The following is a 1,770-nucleotide window of genomic DNA, read 5'->3' as shown; positions in this document are numbered from 1 at the left end:
ATCGTGACCGACAGCGCCACATCACCTTTTGCTAAGTGAGAAAACATATTAGAAGTCGTGCCGCCAGGGCAAAGTACCAGTAACATAACGCCTACAGCGTATTCTGGTTCTAACGGCATAATGTTAGCTAATCCAAAACCAATAATAGGTAACAAAAGCAGCTGGTTAGTTAGTCCTATCGCGACTGCTTTTGGGTACTTAAGCACGCGTTTAAAATCATCTGTCACTAAAGACAACCCCATGCCCATCATAATTAAAAAGATGCAAACAGGGATAACTTGCGTGTTAACAAATGTCACTAATTCAATATCTTCCATAATAACCTCATTCAAATATGACCTTTATTGGGCCGATAACGTCCTTTTTTATTTTTCTACTATGAGCGTGTTTATACTGGGTTTGTTTATGATGAACTTGTGTCTAACGATATGATTTGTCCAACAGATGCATCAGCCGTTCCGGCTAAAACCTGTTGGTAAATATCATTAACGTGGTGAAGATCATGGGTGTGGGAAATGGTGATAATGGATCTACAAAAGTCTATATAATGGAGTAACGATTGATTCATTTGTTTCATGGTTTCGCCAACCCCCCATTCAAGACTGCGTTTTTTCAATTGCGTTGGTGCAAAGAAGAATGTTGGAGTCGCACCTGGTAGCAGTCCATCACTTTGTGTGTCTGTTAAGTCAATATCGCCATGATGGGTTGCACCAATCCGGCATGAATAGCGCAGTTGTTGGTTAAAGTGGTGATGAATGGCGGCTAAGGTGTTTTTACCACCGGCCATGTCCACTAAGATGGATGCCACATTGGCATCTAGGGTGGTGATGTCGTTATAGCTAATAACGTGATCGTAACAACCTAATGATTTAACAAAACTTAAATTGGCCTCGGAGGTAATACCAATCGCACTGCGTTGACCTCTTTGCTTAATGGCAAAGGCGAGGGCAATGCTGGTTTTACTGGATGCACTGGTTACCAGATACTGAGTCGCATCGAAATACTGATTGTCGAACATAAAGTCATCCACTAGCCAAGACGTGGTGAACAGTCCGCGTAATAAGATGTCATAGTCTTCATTTTTTAGCTGATAAAAAGGATTAGCACTGACGCGATCAAAGCGAGCATAAACAGGTGAAAGGCCTTCTCTGCATGGATTGAGATCTGAAAATCCCGTAGGGTTCACTTTACCGCCAATGATTTTGAAATGAGTCGCCATCGGCATAAATCCCCATACTCGTTCACCAACGTTGATATCTTTATTATTTGATGACACCACATCGGCAAACCCCATCACAGGTAATCGTCCCCATTGAGTGTGTTGAACTGCATTAGCTTTAGACGTAATCGAATTTGAAGCAGTATCCAAAGGGGAATTGTTAACAGGAAAGAATTGCCAATAACCTAATGCATCCCCAGTGATGCCATAGCTGATGTTATTTGCGGTTAACGCGAATTTACTCACTTTAAGTAATACTTCATTTTCAGCCAATGGCAGCTCAATATTAAGCTCAACAACACGTGTTTGTGACAAGTCATTTTTAGCCACTTCAAATACGAGTGCCTGTTGAGTTTGTGATGTTAATGTCGTCATAAAATCCCTTTATCGTTATTATTATTTCGTTTGTTATTCAGCGCACTATATTGAGTTTGTTTTACAACAAGCCTTTAACTAAGGATGTAATTAACTTATTGTTTTTAAATTTCTTTAAATAAATGTTAATCGTTTATGAAATTATTAATGGCGACATTCACTTCGTCTGGTCTTTC

The 1,770-nt window shown here is 40.0% G+C and carries 2 protein-coding genes; both read right to left on the bottom strand.

All coding sequences use genetic code 11. The features are described from left to right. Positions 1–317, bottom strand: a 317-nt coding sequence (locus CXF78_RS16365; protein ID WP_180957188.1) for a bile acid:sodium symporter family protein, incomplete at its 3' end; no start/stop codon positions are given. Positions 318–403: 86 nt separating this feature from the next. Next, the gene (locus CXF78_RS16360) at positions 404–1,594 is read right to left on the bottom strand and encodes a DUF2855 family protein (RefSeq protein ID WP_102037373.1); all 1,191 of its coding nucleotides are present in this window, start codon (positions 1,592–1,594) and stop codon (positions 404–406) included. Between the last annotated feature and the right edge of the window lie 176 nt (positions 1,595–1,770).

Source organism: Shewanella sp. 11B5 (assembly GCF_002836795.1).
GTDB classification, from domain to species: domain Bacteria; phylum Pseudomonadota; class Gammaproteobacteria; order Enterobacterales; family Shewanellaceae; genus Shewanella; species Shewanella frigidimarina.
Note: the sequence above shows the minus strand (reverse complement) of the source record. Positions and strands in the feature narration are given on the sequence as shown.